The organism is Oceanobacillus sp. CAU 1775 (genome assembly GCF_054482815.1).
In genome coordinates this window covers 87,799-105,623 of the sequence record NZ_JBTLRO010000003.1, presented here as the reverse complement: position 1 = coordinate 105,623, position 17,825 = coordinate 87,799, and the positions used below count along the sequence as shown (strand labels likewise).

At 36.0% G+C, this 17,825-nt stretch carries 12 protein-coding genes; 4 read left to right on the top strand and 8 right to left on the bottom strand.

Features of this window, described 5'->3' with window-relative positions:
* Window positions 1–48: 48 nt before the first annotated feature.
* From ACXYMZ_RS06615 to ACXYMZ_RS06595, 5 genes are all read right to left on the bottom strand, one after another.
* On the bottom strand, window positions 49–789 hold the full coding sequence (locus ACXYMZ_RS06615; RefSeq protein WP_458947595.1) for a PRC-barrel domain-containing protein: 741 nt from the start codon (window positions 787–789) through the stop codon (window positions 49–51).
* A 67-nt stretch (window positions 790–856) separates the two neighbouring features.
* On the bottom strand, window positions 857–1,678 hold the full coding sequence (locus ACXYMZ_RS06610; RefSeq protein WP_458947594.1) for a S1 family peptidase: 822 nt from the start codon (window positions 1,676–1,678) through the stop codon (window positions 857–859).
* Window positions 1,679–1,693: 15 nt separating this feature from the next.
* Window positions 1,694–3,727, bottom strand: a complete 2,034-nt coding sequence (locus ACXYMZ_RS06605) for an ABC transporter ATP-binding protein (protein WP_458947593.1) — start codon at window positions 3,725–3,727, stop codon at window positions 1,694–1,696.
* A 1-nt stretch (window position 3,728) separates the two neighbouring features.
* The gene (locus tag ACXYMZ_RS06600) at window positions 3,729–5,507 is read right to left on the bottom strand and encodes an ABC transporter ATP-binding protein (protein WP_458947592.1); all 1,779 of its coding nucleotides are present in this window, start codon (window positions 5,505–5,507) and stop codon (window positions 3,729–3,731) included.
* A 388-nt stretch (window positions 5,508–5,895) separates the two neighbouring features.
* Window positions 5,896–6,132: a hypothetical protein gene (locus ACXYMZ_RS06595; protein ID WP_458947591.1), complete on the bottom strand. Its 237-nt coding sequence runs from the start codon at window positions 6,130–6,132 to the stop codon at window positions 5,896–5,898.
* Between the two features lie 341 nt (window positions 6,133–6,473).
* On the opposite strand from ACXYMZ_RS06595, the gene ACXYMZ_RS06590 reads away from it, so the two are divergent.
* The 3 genes from ACXYMZ_RS06590 to ACXYMZ_RS06580 are packed head-to-tail and all read left to right on the top strand — an operon-like array spanning window position 6,474 to window position 10,250.
* Window positions 6,474–7,976 (top strand): spore germination protein, encoded by a 1,503-nt coding sequence (locus ACXYMZ_RS06590; protein WP_458947590.1) that lies wholly within the window; start codon window positions 6,474–6,476, stop codon window positions 7,974–7,976.
* 8 nt (window positions 7,977–7,984) lie between these two features.
* Window positions 7,985–9,109, top strand: coding sequence for a GerAB/ArcD/ProY family transporter (locus ACXYMZ_RS06585; RefSeq protein WP_458947589.1), 1,125 nt, complete (start codon window positions 7,985–7,987; stop codon window positions 9,107–9,109).
* Window positions 9,099–10,250 carry a Ger(x)C family spore germination protein gene (locus ACXYMZ_RS06580; protein ID WP_458947588.1) on the top strand — a complete coding sequence of 384 codons (1,152 nt, stop codon included), beginning with the start codon at window positions 9,099–9,101 and terminating at the stop codon, window positions 10,248–10,250. Before ACXYMZ_RS06585 ends, ACXYMZ_RS06580 begins: the two co-directional genes overlap by 11 nt.
* 230 nt (window positions 10,251–10,480) lie before the next feature.
* On the opposite strand, the gene ACXYMZ_RS06575 is transcribed toward ACXYMZ_RS06580, so the two are convergent.
* Complete coding sequence (locus ACXYMZ_RS06575) at window positions 10,481–11,563, bottom strand: undecaprenyldiphospho-muramoylpentapeptide beta-N-acetylglucosaminyltransferase (protein ID WP_458947587.1); 1,083 nt, start codon at window positions 11,561–11,563, stop codon at window positions 10,481–10,483.
* A 239-nt stretch (window positions 11,564–11,802) separates the two neighbouring features.
* Here ACXYMZ_RS06575 and ACXYMZ_RS06570 point away from each other — a divergent pair, with 239 nt between their 5' ends.
* Window positions 11,803–13,161 carry an MATE family efflux transporter gene (locus ACXYMZ_RS06570; protein ID WP_458947586.1) on the top strand — a complete coding sequence of 453 codons (1,359 nt, stop codon included), beginning with the start codon at window positions 11,803–11,805 and terminating at the stop codon, window positions 13,159–13,161.
* Window positions 13,162–13,285: 124 nt separating this feature from the next.
* Here the strand turns inward: ACXYMZ_RS06570 and odhB are convergent, their stop codons facing one another.
* A complete protein-coding gene (gene odhB, locus ACXYMZ_RS06565; protein WP_458947585.1) occupies window positions 13,286–14,539 on the bottom strand; it encodes a 2-oxoglutarate dehydrogenase complex dihydrolipoyllysine-residue succinyltransferase in 1,254 nt (417 codons plus the stop codon).
* Between the two features lie 14 nt (window positions 14,540–14,553).
* Entirely contained in the window at window positions 14,554–17,391 is a 2,838-nt protein-coding gene (locus ACXYMZ_RS06560) for a 2-oxoglutarate dehydrogenase E1 component (RefSeq protein WP_458947584.1), read from the bottom strand.
* Window positions 17,392–17,825: the final 434 nt, after the last annotated feature.

The following is a 17,825-nucleotide window of genomic DNA, read 5'->3' as shown; positions in this document are numbered from 1 at the left end:
GAGAAATACTTTAGTTGACGCTTCTTTTTTCATTGTTGGTATAAGATTTTATAGTAATTCATTTTGTGAAAGACTATGCAAAATATCTTTCTTGTTTTTAAATGCGACTCCATCTTGGTAAGCTTCGACTGTTATATCGAGATAAACATCTCCCTCAAACCAATCGATGGAAGCAATTTCATTAACTGAGCAGTAACTATATCCGTCTTTTAGTAGCGCTGCACTTTGGGTAACCATATACTTAATGATCCAGTTCTCATCATAAATAAAATCAACTACCTTACCAAGTTTTCCATTTGAGCCGTGAACTCGCGCACCAATTATTTCTTCATGACTGCGTAAATTATTGTCTCGGTGATTTTCAATTAGTTGTTCTCGTTCATAATCAACTGGTTCCCTTGTCATCTCATTATCCGTTTTGAAAACACCAATAACCCGATGTTCACCACTAATTAATGGTTTTTCGTTAAAGTCTCGTGACCATCCAAAGTATTTAATGAGTTGATTTTCTTTATCATGCGTCAAATCAGATTCTTCGGGAACAGGCGGGCTTTTTTTAATCATTTCTTTGTCATACTCAACCTCAAGTACTTCTTCCTCTTCATTTATTCGACTAAATGACGACGGTGGCAAAAGAACTTTACGTTCCGCTAACCACCTACGCGTATCGACAATCGCATAACGAATATGCCATGTTTTGTCTTCCATATAAAGGTCTTTAACTTTTCCCATTTCACCGTCTGTCGCTGCAATATTATAGGTAAGTAATTTACTAGTAAAAGAATACATCTTTACTACCTCCATTAATGTATAGATGTTTATTTATACCCTCTTTGGAAGTCAGTAAACGCACGTACTATTCTTCAAGCACATCATAATAGTAATCAATTGGCACAAATAATCCTACTCTGCCATGGTCATCATGATTTAAAGTGGCAAAGATAACTCCAATTACTTCACCGTCTTTTGTAATAATTGGGCTACCGCTATTGCCCCTGTACACCGGGGCTTGAATCATTATAACTGGTAAGTCCCAGCTCGCAAGTTGTGTATAATCAATAATTTCGCCTTCATTAGCAATCCCATTGAATCGTAATGGATTACCAATAAAATATATTTCTTCATTTTCTGCGTAAGTTGTCCTTTCAGCCAATGTTAAAAATGGCACGTCTTCTGCGTTCGTTTCAACAATAGCTAGGTCAATATCCGGAAATGTCGCTACAACATGTCCTTGATGCAGGCCGTCTTCTGGAAAAGCTACTGTTACACGTTCTTCGCCTTCAATAACATGATGATTTGTTAATATTTTTCCGTTTTCACTAATGGAAAAACCAGTCCCTGTACCATCCTGTGTTTCGATAACAACTACAGCTTCCTTGTACTCTTGAATATCAGCTTGAGCTGATAACCTCGTTGAAGTCTTTATAAATTCAATTGCTGGAATCGAAAAAGTTTGTGGAATGTATGCAAATACACTGAATAGCATTGCAACGGCGATTAACCAAAAAGCCCATTTAGGAAAAACTGATTTTGGTTTTTCTTCTCTTCTTTCCTTTGCTCTTGCTAGTGCTTTTTCCTTTTCTTCCTGAACCAATTCATAAAGTTCTTCTTCGTCTATTTCCTCATATAGGTCTTCATCAATAATATCTTTATGATTTTCTTCTTCATTTCTATCCATGATGCACCCCACTACTTAACCAGCAGTTCGACTTCCACCCTGCTGCATCAAATACATTTGGTAATATAAACCCTTCTCTTTGATTAGTGTATCATGGTTTCCACGTTCTTTAATAGTTCCTTGTTCAAGAACCAGAATCGTATCTGCTTGTTGAATGGTCGATAAGCGATGAGCAATTACTAAAGTTGTACGGTCTTTTTTCAAAACTTCTAATGCATTTTGAATAATCGTTTCTGTTTCCGTATCAATATTCGCAGTTGCTTCATCTAAGATCAAAATCGCAGGATCGAACGCTAAGGCACGAGCAAATGAGATAAGTTGTCTTTCACCAAGCGAAAAAGTACTGCCGTCTTCTGTTACGACTTCATCATAACCTTTAGGCAATCTCTCTATAAATTCTTTAGCTCCAACTGCTTCCAATGCTTCTATTGCCTGTTGTCTTGAAATATCAGGATCATTCATCGTGACATTGGAAAGGATCGTTCCGGTAAACAAGAACGGGTCTTGAAGGACAATTCCCATATGGCTTCTCACTTGTTGCCTTGACCACTCCCCCGTTTCAAAGCCATCAATCGTTATCTGACCTTTTTGCGGGTCATAAAAGCGAAATAGTAAATTCATAATCGAACTTTTTCCTGAGCCAGTATGACCGACAAAAGCTGCAGTCTCACCTGGCTTTACTTCAAAGGAGATGTCGTTCAAAACATAATCGACATCGTTATATGCAAAGCTTACCTTGTCAAAAATCACATGGCCCGCATATCGATTTACTGCTTCGTAATGAACATCCTCACCTTCATAATCCATTAATTCAAACACACGATGTCCTGCAACACGAGCCTGTTCAAGCAATGGTAGTTGGTTCACAATATCTGTCACAGGATCAAATAATCTCGTTATATAATCAACAAATGCATAAAGCATCCCAATGGAAATTACACTCGTTAAATCAAATGAACTTGAACCAAAATACCAAACAAATCCTACGAAAGTTAAGTTGCGGAAAGCTGTTACCAAATTATAAGAAGTAAGTGCACTCAATTTCACAAGTTTCTTTTGGAAAGTAAAATGTCGTTTGTTTAAAACTTCATACTCATCTTTTATCCGTTTCTCTTGATTAAATGCTTGAATAATTGGCATACCTTGAATTGCTTCATTAATATTTCCATTGATTTTACTAATCGTTGAACGAATCACTTTATTGTATTTTGAGCCGTAGTATTTATAGCCCTTCATCCATAAATAAAGTACTGGAATTAGTATTAAACACATCATTGCTAACTGTGCATCTAGAATAAATAGCGCAATAAATATTCCACCCATATAGACGAAACTAGAAATAACTATCGATAAAACGCGCTCATATAAATCTCGAATAGCTTCCGTATCATTCGTTATTCTAGCAACAATGGTACCCGCTGGACGATCATTATAATAACTAATTGGGATACGCTGTGTGTGGGAAAATAAATCCATTCGCATTTTCTTTATTATCTGGTTCGATGACTTTTGTAATAAGTAGGTTTCAAAATACTTAAATACACCCGCAATGATTAATAGCACCATATAAAGGACAAGAAGGACAATAATCGGCCGTTGCTCAGGCTGGAAGAATTGATACATCTCATCAAGTGTTAATTGTAATGCATCATAGGTATAAACTTCATCGCCATACTCTATTTGTAGCGTATCAACTGAAACATCGCGAACGCCTTGTAACGGGGTTTCATCTTCTATCATGTAATAGGATAAGCCAACCTGTAAAATTGTAATTGGTTCACTTAATACTTGATCAGTAGGTTCTAATCGGTCCACACGCTTATAAAGTTTATGCTCATGTGTAATCGTAAAGCGATCGTTATCTTCAGCTACTTCCTGAAAATAACCTTCAACACCTAAAATATGATCATCAATTACTGTTTTCGCTATTAAGGGTCCAGCAAGCTCTAAAGCTACTGCTATCATCAAACAAATTATCCCAATAATAATACCTTTTTTATATTGTAAAGCATATTGAATAAGTCTCTTTTCTGTTGATGGCTTTTTCATCTTAAGAGCCCCCTTCCCCTTTAAGCTGTTGATCTTCATATTGTTCTTTATACCATCCACCAAGCTTAAGTAACTCTTCGTGTCTGCCTTCTTCTACGATTCGACCGTCTTCTAAAACAATAATATGATCGGCATGGGTTACGCTTGAAAGCCTATGTGCAGCAATTAACGTTGTTTTATTTTTTCTTTCTTCTCGTAAATGCTTAATAATATTTGCTTCTGTTTTTCCATCGACTGCAGACATCGAGTCATCTAGAATGAGTATTTCAGGGTCTTTTATAAATGCCCTTGCTAAAGCTACTCGCTGCTTTTGACCACCAGAAAGCGTTACACCACTTTCACCAACTTCTGTATCCAGTCCTTTTGGTAACTGCTTGATATCATCAAGAAAATGAGCTAAATCCATCACTCGAAAAATCTCTTTATCTGTTGCATCAGGTTTTCCAAATTGAATGTTTTCCCGAATCGATTTTGAGAACATGATTTGGTCTTGTGGGACATAGCCAATCCAATCCCGTAAATCTTGTAATCGAAGATCATCAATGTCGACATCAGTGAAGGTTATTTTCCCTTTTACTCCTGGGTACTGCCTAAGTAATAATTTAAATAATGACGTCTTTCCTGCACCTGTTTTACCAACAACTCCAATGGTTTGACCTTTATTTATATGAAGGTTAATCCCTTCCAACTGATTACGGTCTGTCATTGGATATGAAAAAGTAACGTTATCAAAATGAATAGATTCCACTGTTTTAAGTGTTTTTGCATCTTCACTATCCTTCACATCAGCTCGATAATTAAGCGTTTCATTCACACGATCGAGTGATGCATTCCCACGTTGTAAGATATTAATTAGCTCACCAACGGCAAACATCGGCCAAATCAACATTCCAAGGTATACGTTAAAGGTTACTAAATCACCCATCGTCATTTTGTTTTCAAATACGAGAAATGCACCATAGCCTAGACCAATCGTATAGGACAATCCGATCAATATTTTCATTGTAGGTTCAAACAATGCATCAATTTTAGTTACTTCCATATTTTTTAAATAGACATCTTCTGTCGTTTGGTCAAAACGATTTAAATCTTGTTTTTCTTGTACAAAGGCACGAATCACGCGCACCCCACGGATTGATTCTAATACATCGTTATTCATCTCTCCAAAAGCAGCCTGCGCTTTCGTAAATCTCGCATGGATTGCTGCTCCATATTTATTCATAATAATTGCCATAATCGGTAATGGTAAAAGTGCTGCTAAAGTCAATTCCCAACTTATCGTGAAAACCATTACTCCAATAATCATCAACATAAAGATACTTGAATCAACTAACGTTAAGACACCAAACCCTGCTGTTAAACTGATTGCCTTAAGGTCATTTGTTGATCGTGCCATTAAATCTCCTGTTCGGTATCTACCAAAGAAGGTCGGCGTCATCCTTAGGAAATGATCCATCAAATCACTTCTAATCCATCTTTCTAAAATTACTGCTCCACCAAATAATGTATAGTCCCATAAAAAGGAGATTATATAATGTGCTAGTAATAGAAGAAAAAGATATAAAATAATCGTTTGCAATAACTCCATTGTTAATGTATTAAATTGAATTTGATCTATAGCAAAACCGATTAGTTTCGGTGGTACTAATCCAATTGCACTTGCAGTTATTAGTGCGATTACTGCAAATGTGTATCTTTTCCAATAATGTTTGAAAAACCAGTTTAAATTTATAAATATCCTAAACACTTGCTCACCCGCTTTAGTTACATATTTTTCCATTAAAAAACACACGTTTCCTATGACACGTGTGTATGAGCTATTTTCACTAAGTGAATTATATTATACATGTGGTCATAGTTGTATGACCGACCAAAAGAAAGAATACGCGTATGATAATACTAAATATTCCTGTTTACGAAGGTCATTTTCATTATTTTATTTTGCTGCTTTGCTCTGTTAATTGTCTTTTTCATCTTAATGACCTCCTTTATATTATTTCGCATATCGTAGTAAATTATAGTATTTAGAATTTTATAAGTCAATAGCTTTTTTAAAATATTGTAACTATGTCTATGAAGAAACTTAAATGATTCGAATGATTCCACACAAAAAAAGAATACCTCAAGTTTATCTGAGTTATTCTAAAAGGTAATCTATAAAAAGGGTTTCAAAGTATCTTGTTTAACTCTCTTCGATTTCTTTCTACACCATAATGAATCATTCGATCCACTTTGGCGTATTCAACTTCAGTTGCTACAGAAATATCTTTGATTGAAACTAGAGGGTTCTTACGAATAAAATTCCATACTTGTTCGCTTTCTCTATGACAGGTTGTGCATAGCATAAATGGGCTATTTTCCATTGACTCTTGACACAATCGACAATTTCGAACAATTCCCCTCATTTCTTCACCCCTATTAAGTTATATCACTATAATACATCACAGTGCATAAAAATTCAATATTAATATTGAATTTTGTGAAAAATGATTCTTTTGTCACGTCGAAGAAGTACTATTTTTTTTATTCAAACTCACTTTATGTTTCATTATGCTATGTTATCTCTAATTAATAATAAATTCTTCTACTAAAATCATGAAGTAGAGTTAACGCAGCGGGCTTTCCTCCAAAAAACATTAAAGTTTAGCAGCTATTAAAAAAAGTCGAATTTTGTTTTCTATACTTGGATAATTTAAGTGTATCCGTTACATACTACCAAAGAAATGATTCTTAGCTGGAGGTTACTATGCGCCAACTAGACAATGGAAATACTCAATCTACTTTTCCACTTGCCATTGATATATTAAAGAAACGTATTGAAACAAAATTAACGAATGATAATGATTTAAGTTTCACTGTATACAATCAAGAAAAAAATAAAGCAGCCGTATTTTATCTCCCTTATCTAGTGGATCAAGAAAAGATGGAAAACCAATTACTACATACATTACTAGATATTGAAAGTGATTGGTCTAATGAGACAATATTAAATGAAATTCCTCTCGGCCAAGGAAAATCAACTACAGATATTAATCAAATCATACAAGGACTGGTTGCTGGGGATGTATATATATATGTAGAAAAAGAAAAAGAAGTTATCTTTTATAATATAGCAAATGTCGAAAAGCGTTCACTTGGAAAAGCTGAAACGGAATCCATCGTACTTGGACCACAGCTTGCATTTACCGAATCACTTATTAGTAATATAAATATATTATCATGGCGACTCAACTCACCTGATCTCGTCATGGAAAAACTTTATATTGGGGAAAGGTTTCCTAAAGAAACAAGAATTATTTACATGAAGAATGTTGCTAATGATACAGATGTTAATACGATGAGGAAAAGACTAACAGAATTAGAAGTAGATACGATAGAAGATATACATCGATTGAAGCAGTATATTTTAGACTCTTCAACAACCCTTTTTCCTTTATTTGCGACGACTGAATTAGTAGACCGTGCGATGTACACGGTTAAAGCGGGTAAAATTATAGTCTTGGTAGAGGATAGTCCATTAGTGATGATTGCTCCATCTACATTTTTTAGCTTTTTTGAATCGACAGAGGACTTGTATTTACATTGGAACGCGGGAACTTTGCTTCGTGTTGTGCGATTTCTAGCGGCAATTCTTACTGTGCTACTAACGCCTATGTATATTGCAGCAACGACTTATCATTATGAACTAATTCCGACCCAATTACTCATCTCTATCGGACAATCAAGAGCTTCAGTACCATTTCCACCAATATTAGAAGTACTATTTCTTGAATTAATGATTGAACTATTAAAAGAAGCTGGAGCGAGACTACCTACTAAGATAGGTCAGACGATTGGTATCGTTGGTGGTGTTGTAGTAGGTACCGCAGCTGTTCAAGCTGGCCTCACTAGTAATATTCTCATCATACTTGTAACTATGAGTGCGCTTGCATCCTTCACCACACCAAGCTACTTAATGGGTAATACCATTCGATTAATCCGTTTTCCACTTATTATTTTAAGTGGTCTATTTGGAATCATCGGAATCGTATTTGGTGGAAGCATGATAGTCATTCATTTAATAAAACTCCGCTCACTTGGAAGACCATACCTTACACCGCTTTACCCATTACGATTAGCTGACTTTAATAAAGTCTTCTTTCGTTTTCCAATAGAAAAACAGGGCCGCAGATTCCTATCTTATCGATTAAAGGATAAACGTACATTCAGTGAGAAAAAAGCCCATGAGAAAAAAGATATGAATGAGTAGGCGATATTATGGAAGTAAATGTACAAATAACGAAGGATAAACAATTCCGTGCATTTTACATGTTTTTTATTGTTAGCTCCACACATCTTGGGGTTGGAATGATTGGAACCCCAAGAATTGTATTTGATAAAGCTGGGCATGATGCATGGATTTCAATTATACTTGCATATCTCTTTGTACTGTTAGTACTCTCTACCATGTTATTTATTCTTTCCAGGTATGAAAGTTCAGATATTTTAGGGATTCATGCAGATATATTTGGAACATTTATTTCTAAATTAATTGGAATAATCTACATTGTGTATTTTGGAGCCCATATCCTATCGACGCTTATCACCTATGTAGAAATCGTCAATGTATTTATATTTCCTAACTTAGAACCACTCCTATTAGGATTTATGCTTCTCACACTAATCATTTACTCTTCTGTAGGAGGACTAAAGGTTATTGTAGGGGTTGTGTTTTTGTTTTGTATCCTTTCTAACTGGATCATTTTAATGCTCTATCAACCTTTAACACAAATGGACTTTCATAATTTCCTTCCTGTTATGGATACTGATTTGAAAGGACTTTTGCTCGGCATGACATCTACTGCATACACTTTTATGGGTTTTGAAATACTTTTCTTTATCTATCCCTTTGTAAGGAATAAAAAAAATATTCGTGTGCCAATACTATTAGGAACTACTTGGGCGACTTTTATTGTGCTCTTGACAACTATTACGGCAATTGGATTTTTAAGTCCTGGCCAGCTTGAAAGACGTATTTGGCCTGTTATGAATTTATTTAAACTACAAACTACACCTATAATAGAGAGACTGGATTACATCGTTGTTGCAGAATGGATGATGGTTACAGTACCTCGAATGATTCTTCTTATGTGGGGAATCACTTATATTGCGAAAAGGCTATTTAAAACGTCAACCAAACTAAGCTTGTATCTAACTTCAGGGATACTATTCGCCTTAATTCCACTTTTTAGAGAGCATTTTGACATACAGCAACTCATTGATACGGTACGAAATTACGGCATGTGGCTCGTATATGTTTATCCTTTTATTCTTCTTCCACTAGTTCTATTTAAGAAGAGAAAGCAGAAGAAAAAGAAAGGAGTGCCATTAAATGCAGAATAAGATACTTCTTCTGTTACTCGTGGTAATTTTTATTTTACAAGCTTGTATTCCGACTTCTCAGATTGAGCAAACTGCGATTATAAATGCACGCGGGATTGATCTTGTCGAGGAAGAAGATGATGGAAAATTCATTGAAACAACAATTATTCCTTATATTTTTGACCCACAAGCTCAAGAAATTATCGATATAATTAGCGGAAAAGGAACAACAATTAAAGGCGCTCGAGAAGATGCGGAGAAGAAAACAAGTTTTGAGTTATCACCCGGCCACATTCGAGTCGAAGTTTATGGGAAAGAGGCAGCAGAAAGCGGAATTCTATCCTTCGTAAACACCTTAATCCGTGATGCTCGAGTCTCCGAAATGATGTTACTTGCTGTGACAAATCAGTCGGCAAAAGAAGTATTAGAAACCGAGAGACAAATAGATGTGAATGCGGCCCAATATCTTCAAGATTTGATATCGAAAGAAATATATCAAGATGCACTTCCAGGTGTTACACTTCACGATTTTACAAGAACGGTTGAACAAGTTGGTATAGATCCAATTTTACCTCTAATAGAAGTAATCGATGAATTCCCTACACTAAACGGGGCAGCACTGCTTCATATTGATAAATACGTAGGTGAAATCCCTATAGAAGATGCTTTTTTAGTTAACTTATTTAGAAAAAATGTTAAACGCACCCCATTAGAGGCACATGTACCAACTGAAGAATTCCGAGAATATATAAGTGATGTGGATGGTGATCGTGAGGAAGAAAATGAGAAGATTCATGTCTTCTTATCACTAATAACCGGGAAAAGTAAACTAAAACTCGTAGATCAAGAAGCGCTCAAGTATAAAGTAGAAATTAACCTTAAAGTTGAGCTATTAGAAACCTCTGCTCTCATCGATATTAAAACAAGAAGTACAAAAAAGAAACTAGAAAAAAATATCGAGAACTTCTATAAAGAAAAATATGAAACACTTTTTGCAAAACTTCAAGAACATAACTCTGATGCGTTTGGATTAGGTAGACTCTACAATGCAACTAGGAAAGGTAGTGGCCTTACAAATGAAGAATGGACAAAACAATTCCCTGAAACGACGTTAGAGTTCGATATTAATGTAAAAATCTTAAACACTGGTACAATTGATTAAGAGCAAAGGCGCAAGCGCCCGTTCAGCGACGTACAAACTGGAGTGCTTCGTAATGAGATAAAGGAAACACGACGAGGTACGAGTCGATGTTGACTTATCGATTGAAGAAGTACGAAGTTTGATAGTCGTTGGGCGCTGTAGCCGGACGTGGCTATCCTTGTCAGAATAGTTATCCACAATGTTCAAATTTTATAGTTTCCTATGCAATAAAAATAACCTGTAGTTTATACCTACAGGTTATTTTTCATTGATTGATTAATGATTTCAACTACTTTTGTTCTTGTTTCACTTGCTTTAAAGGCTTCCATTTTATCAAGAATAATTGGCGAAGCTTTTATTAAATTTTTCAGATCCTCAATAAGCTTTTCCTCGGTAAGGTTTTCTTCTTCAAGTACACGCGCATAACCTTTTTCTACAAAAGATTTTGCATTTATTATTTGATCTCCCCGACTTGCTCCGAGTGTTAATGGAATAAGTAACATTGGAATTTTTAATGCTAAAAACTCAAAAATCGCATTTGATCCTGCTCTAGATATGACATAATCTGTCGCAGCAAAAATATCTTTCAATTCTTCATTGATATATTCAAATTGTACATAGCCGGCTTCATGAATGGATTCGTCAACATTACCTTCTCCACAAATATGGATTATCTCAAATCGCTTGAGTAATTCTGGTAAACTTGAGCGAATGGTTTCATTTATTTTTACAGATCCAGCACTTCCGCCCATGATAAGTAGTACAGGTTTTTTACCAACTAAACCTGCATATTTTAAACCTCGTTCTGAACTCCCTATAAAGAGTTCTTGGCGAATAATAGCCCCTACATATTCTCTTTTTTGCTCAGGTAAGAAATTCATTGTTTCTTCAAACGTTGCTAAAACTTTTTTTGCAAATGGAATAGATAATTTATTGGCTAGCCCTGGCGTGTAATCAGACTCATGAATGACAGCAGGTACACTTCTAAGTTTTGCCGCAAGCATTACTGGAACAGAAACAAATCCTCCTTTTGAAAAGATAATAGCTGGCTTTCTTTTACCGAGGATACGGAACGCTTGCATTGTTCCTTTTAATACTTTGAATGGATCTTTAAAATTTTCGATTGACATATAACGTCGAAGTTTTCCAGTTGATATGGGATGGTAAGTGACGCCATCTAGGTTTTCTATGAGTTTTCGCTCGATTCCTTCATATGATCCGATATAATCAATTTCCCATCCTTCTTCTTGGTAAACTGGAATAAGTGCCAGGTTTACGATCACGTGACCAGCCGTTCCCCCACCAGTAAAAAGAATTCTTTTCTTGCTTTTCATTCATTACATCCTTTCCGTCATTCCCTTTTAAAGATGATTATCTATTTATCTTGTTTATTCATGATATAATTGCTTTTGCTATGGTTTTTGGTGTTGTTAAGAGGAGAGACCTGCTTCGGAAATATACTCTTCTAAACTATTTGTGATTGAATACATAACAGTTACTTTAACACAGCCTATTTTCGCATAAAGATACTCCATTTAGTTTAAACGAAATTAGTGTAAAAAGGAAGATTAAGATGTATGAGACTGCTCATTGGAAAGCTAAGTTAAAACTTTTTTTGATAATATTAATTCCTATCTTGGTTACGCAAGTTTCTATGAACTTGATGAACTTTTTTGATACGGTGATGAGTGGGCAAGCGGGTGTGTATGACCTAGCTGGTGTAGCAATTGGCTCGAGTTTGTGGATTCCTATTTCTACTGGGATTAATGGAATTATTCTTGCCATCACACCAATTGTCGCCCACTTATTAGGTGCGAAATCATTTAAAAAAATTGCTTCGAAAGTACATCAAGGAATTTATTTAGCAATTATATTAGGTATTTTAATTATTATAATTGGTGCTTTATTACTTGATCCTATTTTGCAAATGATGGATTTGGAAAGTGAAGTAAGGCATATTGCCAAGTATTATCTGATTACACTTGGTGCGGGAATTATTCCCTTATTTGTTTTTAATACCATTCGCAGTTTTATGGATGCCTTGGGACAAACCCGAATCTCGATGGCAATTATGCTCATCGCTTTACCTATCAATATTGTTTTAAATTATATTTTTATATTTGGTAAGTTAGGTGTTCCTGCATATGGTGGTATTGGCTCAGGTATTGCTACAGCTTTAACTTATTGGTTAATATGTTCTCTAGCCATTTTTCTTAGCTATCGAATGCATATTTTTCAACAGTTTCAGTTGTTTAAAAAAGTTAACCTGCCAAGAATATCTGATTGGCTAGAACAACTAAAGATTGGAATACCAATTGGGTTTGCTATCTTTTTTGAAACAAGTATTTTTTCCGCGATTACTTTGTTAATGAGTGTCTATAGTACATCAACAATTGCAGCGCATCAAGCAGCGATGAACTTCTCGGCGTTGCTGTATATGATTCCTTTAAGTATCGGTATGGCGTTAACGATTGCGGTTGGTTTTGAAGTTGGGGCAAATAGAATGAAGGATGCTAAGTCATATACGTATCTAGGAGTTTTAGCTGGTATCATTGTTGCAGTGTTTGCTGGACTCATATTATTCACGTTTAGAGGTACTGTTGCTGAGTTATACAATACAGATCCAAGAGTTATTGAACTAACGAAGCAATTCATTATTTATGCTATTTTTTATCAATTGGCTGATGCTTTTGGAGCTCCAATTCAAGGGGCATTACGGGGTTATAAAGATGTAAATATGACGCTTGTGATTGCACTTGTATCTTATTGGATTGTTGGACTTCCTACTGGTTGGATCCTTGCAAATTATACAGTTCTTGAACCCTTTGGATACTGGGTTGGAATTATCGTTGGATTAAGCACAGGAGCAATTGCACTTTTATTAAGGTTACTCTACGTACAGAAAAAGGTTAAAAAACATAGCATTCGCTAAGTCTTACGCTGAATGCTTTGGTTGTACTTTTGTAGTAAGAACGGATTTATACTCTCTTAAATACCAAAAACTCAGGCCCGTGCTTCGTATGAAAAGCATGGGCCTGAGTTTTTTATTTTACTTATTAACCTTCTAATAATAAATCGTATGGATCTTCTAACATTTCTTTAATGCGTACTAGGAATTGTACTGCTTCCTTACCATCTACAATACGGTGGTCATAAGAAAGTGCTAGATACATCATCGGACGTACTTCGATAGAATCATCTGGCATAACTACCGCACGTTTAACAATATTATGCATTCCTAAAATTCCAACCTGTGGAGCGTTAAGAATTGGTGTTGATAGCATGGAACCAAAGATTCCACCGTTTGTGATTGAGAATGTTCCACCTTGTAAGTCAGAAAGTGCTAGTTTATTTTCACGAGCTTTTAGACCAAGGTCCATAATCTCTGCTTCAATTCCAGCAAAATCTAGACGGTCCGCATCACGAACAACTGGAACTACTAGTCCTTCTTCAGTTGAAACTGCAATACCAATATCGTAGAATTTCTTAATTACTAATTCATTGCCTTGAATTTCAGCATTTAGTAATGGGAATTCTTTTAATGCGCCTACTACAGCTTTCGTAAAGAATGACATAAATCCAAGTTTCACGCCATTTTTCTCAAGGAATTTGTCTTTACGTTCTGCACGTAACTGCATAATTGCTGACATATCAATTTCGTTAAATGTTGTAAGCATTGCTGCTTCTTGTTGTACGTTCACTAAGTTTTTAGCGATTGTTTGACGACGTCTTGTCATCTTCACACGTTCAACTGGTTTTGAGAACTCTGTTTTTTCAGATGCTGGAGCTTCTGCTTTTTTAGCCTGTGGTGCAGGTTTTGACTTCTCAGCAGCTGCTGCTTCTACATCTTCTGGACGAACACGGCCAAGTGGATCAATTGTAGAAACTTTGCTTAAATCAATATTTAATTCACGTGCACGTTTTCTAGCTGCAGGTGAAGCAATCACATCATTTGTTGATGTTTCTGTTTCTTCTGCTTGTGCCTCAGCTTTCGGAGCTTCTTTCGCTGGCTCTTCTTTTGCTGGTGCTTCTTCTTTCTTAGCTTCTGCTTCTGGAGCAGCTGAACCAGCTTGTCCATTTTCATCAAGCTTTGCAACAACATCTCCTACAGAAACATCTTCGCCTTCTTCAGAGAGGATTTCTGTAATTACACCAGAGAATTCTGAGTTTACCTCAACGTTTACTTTATCTGTTTCAAGTTCAATAATCGGATCGCCTTTTTCAACTTTATCACCTTGTTTTACAAGCCATTCTGCTATCGTACCTTCTGTAATTGATTCTGCTAATTCAGGGATTTTAATATCTTGCAACCGTAACTCCTCCTTTAATTTTTGCTAATCGCTTGGTTAATGATTTTCGCTTGTGTTGTCTTATGAATGCTCGGAATACCTCCAGCAGGTGCTGAACGTTTCGGACGACTAATTACACGTAACTTTTGATTTTCTTTAAGCACTTCTCTTAAATAATCATCGACAAAGTCCCATGCTCCCATATTCTGCGGCTCTTCTTGAACCCAGACAATTTCCTCTAAGTTTGGAAGTTGTTCTAACTCTTCTTTTAGAGCTTTTTCAGGGAACGGATATAACTGCTCCACACGAAGGATATGCATCCAATCATAGTTTTCCTCGGAATTCGCCATTTCTTCTTCGATATCAACCATAATCTTTCCACTACCAATTAATAAGCGAGTAGCTTTTTCACGATTTGGTTCAAAGTTCGGCTGAATTCTTAGTGGTTCGAAATTACCTTCTGCGAATTCTTCTGCTGTAGAACCCATTCTCGGATTTCGAATCATACTACTCTTCGGTGTCATCATCACTAATGGTCGAGCTTCGTCACGACCTTTAAGTGCTGCTTGTCTGCGTAAAATATGGAACAGTTGTGCAGATGATGTTACGTTCGCAACGATCCAGTTATTTTCAGCTGCAGATTGTAAAAATCTTTCTAGACGAGCACTTGAATGCTCTGGTCCTTGCCCCTCATATCCATGAGGTAACAGCATAACCATGTTTGATTTTTCTCCCCACTTCGCACGTGCAGAAGAGATAAACTGGTCAAAGATTACTTGACCAACGTTTGCAAAGTCACCAAATTGTGCTTCCCAGATAACCAAAGTATCTGAAGAATATACGCTATATCCATATTCAAACCCTAATACTCCAGCTTCTGAAAGTGGACTATTACGAATATCAAAGGATGCTTTCGCTTCTGATAAACCATGCATTGGGCTATACTTCTCATTTGTTTCCACATCATTTAAAACAATATGACGGTGAGCAAATGTTCCACGCTCAGAATCCTGTCCTGTTAAGCGAACTGGAATTCCATCTCTCAAGATAGTAGCATAAGCTAAAGCTTCTCCTGTACCCCAGTCCACAATATTGCCTTCTTCTAATGCATTCGCACGTCTTTTCAGAACACGCTCTGTCTTACTAAACCCTTTAAAGCCTTCAGGACGCTCTAATAATTCTTTATTAATTGTTTTTAAAGTATCTAAATCAACAGCTGTATCAAATTGATCCAAACCATTTAAAAGAAACTCTGGCATTAATTTAGCTTCTGGATTGCCAATATCATGCTCGCTCATTTCCTGATAAATTTCATTTAGTTCTTTGAAAGAAGCTTCAGCTAATCGGTCATATTCTCCTTCTGGAACAACCTCTTTAGAAATGAGGTGATCGGCGAAGATTTTCGAAACCGATGGGTGATCATCTATTTCACGATAAAGTCTTGGTTGTGTTGTACGTGGCTCATCCATTTCATTATGGCCATAACGACGGTAACCAACTAAATCGATTAAAAAGTCTTTTTTGAATTTTTTACGGTACTCGTAAGCTATTTTCACAGCTGAGATACAAGAGATTGGATCATCAGCATTTACTCGAATGATAGGAATCTCAAAACCTTTTGCCAAGTCACTCGCATAACGCGTCGATCTACCATCTTCTCTATCTGTTGTAAACCCAACAAGGTTATTTGCGATGATATGCAAACTTCCGCCTGTGCTATAGCCAGGTAGATTTGATAGATTTAAAGTTTCTGCAACAACACCTTCACCAATAAAAGCTGCATCCCCATGAATGAGTACTGCCATTGCTTTTTTGTCGTCACGCGTAGGATAACCAGCTTTTGAACGGTCATCTTGTGCAGCACGAGCAAAGCCCTCTACAACTGGGTTAACAAACTCTAAGTGTGATGGGTTGTGTGCTAAAGTTACTTTCGATTTTAATTGACTTCCATTTTGAACTTCTTTTGTTGCACCATAGTGATATTTCACATCATCGGTCCAACCATAGCTAATAGCTTGTGAGCCTTCAGAAGGCATCAATCCTTTTTCAGAAGTATAATTAAACTCTGAGAAAATTTTATCCTCAGGCTTACCTAATACTTTTGCAAGTACAGCAAGACGACCACGGTGTGCCATTCCTAGCATAATATTTTCAATGCTATCCTGTGCAGCGCCATTAATTACTTCATCAAGCATCGGTACCATCATCTCTAAACCTTCGATAGAGAATCGCTTTTGACCAACGAATGTTTTATTTAGGAAGTGCTCAAAGCCTTCTACTTCAACTAAGCGCTTTAGAAGGTTCTTTCTTTCTTCATCTGTTGGCTCAATTCTTGCTTTTCCTTCTTCAATTATATTGAAAAGCCATTCGCGTTCTTCATGATTATTTACATGATCATATTCAAATGTAATTGTTCCAGTATAATATTTCTTCAAACGTTCAATCACTTCTAAGCCATTTCTGACATCAGCTGGTGCTTTTTCCCAAAGCCATTCAGCAGGAATATCACGTAAATCTTGTTCAGTAAGACCATAAGTGTTTACATCAAGATAAGTCGTTTCTTCCCCTTTATAGCCACCTACTGGGTAAATATCTGCTTCTGTGTGACCGTAACGCCTAATAGCCTCAACATATTTCAAGGCTGAGGTTAGTTTCTTCATATCTTTTTCTGTCATTTGTGACGGTGCTTGACTTTGACCATCGGACTTATATAGCCAAGTTGGTTCACCATATGTATCGAACATCTCTCTGAACGATGCGTCAACTAGTTCAGAATTCTCTCTGTATAACTCGTACTGTTCTTCTATATACCCCCTGTTTGGTCCGTAAACTTGTTGCCAAAACTGTTGTCCATTCTCCCCATTTTGTATCACTCTGATACCCCCAATGAAGTATTATTGCCGTTTCTTGAACGGTATAATTTTTGTTTAGGATATAAATTTAATCCCATCTATAAATATACCTCAAATCAACTACTGTTACAATAAATCTAATTTAAAATAATGCTGATTTTACAATGTAAACCTTTACATTTACCAATAGGGTGAAAAAACATGTGAAGTTGCTGTAATTTTTATCTTTTTCTAGTAAACAATTTACCGATATTCATTTTTTGGCAACAATTTGATAATATATAATATAACAATTTCAGTTGTTGGTTCACATTTCGTTTATTTTCCGTTATAATAAGCCTTAGGATAAGAATGTTGTCTTGTTTACATATCAAAGGAGGGCTTTTCATGAAGCTTGCATTAATTTTTGGAGTAATCATCACATTTCTAGTTTCAATGTTCACTTCTGCTCGTCA